Source organism: Frankia sp. CeRuru1 (assembly GCF_977966315.1).
Map to the genome: position 1 here is coordinate 15,710 of NZ_CDWWEW010000072.1, position 1,054 is coordinate 16,763.

Sequence of the window (1,054 nt, forward strand, 5' to 3'; positions counted from 1 at the left end):
AAAATCATCTTCGACCGACCAGCGAATACCAGCTACCCGGACAAAAGTGCGCAACGGGATGCGGGTCCGGCTCTGGGCGCGGTAGAACGCGTACTCGCCGTCGCTGATGCTCCGTCGGATCATCAGATAGTGGTGGCCTGGCAGGTCGCCGTCGGTCACCTCGATGATCGCCCAGTCGTAGAGCCGCTCTCCTTTGGAGCCGTGACCTGCGGACATACGGTTCCACGCCTTGGCGGGCAGGATGACGGCGATGTCGATCGCCTTCTTCGGCCCGGTCTTCGTAGTGACCATCTCACTTTTCGCGACGGTGAGGACGGCGCCGACCCCGCGCCGGGCGACCGCGGCCCGCAGGTCTGGGTTCGCCCCATAGACCTCGTCCCCGGTGGCCCAGCGTGTCTGGACACCTGCGTCGAGCGCCTTTTCGATCATCTTTTGGGCGAGGTGGGGTTTTGTCGCGAACTCGAGAGCTTCGGGTGCGCCGGCGGCCTCGAGTCGTGCGGGGTCGTCCAGCCACGACGTCGGCATGTACAGAGCGTTATCGATGAGGGCGTGCCCGATCGGGGATGCGTAGGTCAGATAGACCGCGACCTGTGAGTTCTCGATTCTCCCGGCGGTTCCGGTGTATTGCCGTTGAACACCGATGGTGGCCGTTCCCTTTTTCAGGTCTCCCGTCTCATCGATGACGAGCACGCCCTCGGGGTGGCCGAGCGTCTCGGTGACGTAGTCACGAAGATCGGCACGAAGGCCGTCGTCGTCCATCACGGCCTTCGACAGGAAGTGCTGCATCGGCCCCGGCCGGCCCTCGCCCGCGTGTTGGGCGAGCGTCCAGCAGTTGACTCTCTGTAGTTCGCTCATCATGCCGCGCAGGAAGCGGCGCATCCGCTGCCGGGACTCGACCCGGCGAAAGCGGCGATCAAGTCGGGCTGCGAAGGCCTCGAAGTCGGCGCTCCATCCGTCCGGGTCTACGCTGGGGCACGAAGCCATCGGTTGATCACTACGAGTTCTCACAAACCGTCATGATCGCCGATGGCTTCTTCGTGTCCTCCACCTGCGT

General features: G+C 64.1%; 1 protein-coding gene. It reads right to left on the minus strand.

What is annotated here, in order from left to right:
- The coding region (locus AC08OP_RS07965; RefSeq protein WP_476613590.1) for an IS701 family transposase at window positions 1-984 on the minus strand (984 nt) is incomplete at its 3' end.
- Window positions 985-1,054: the final 70 nt, after the last annotated feature.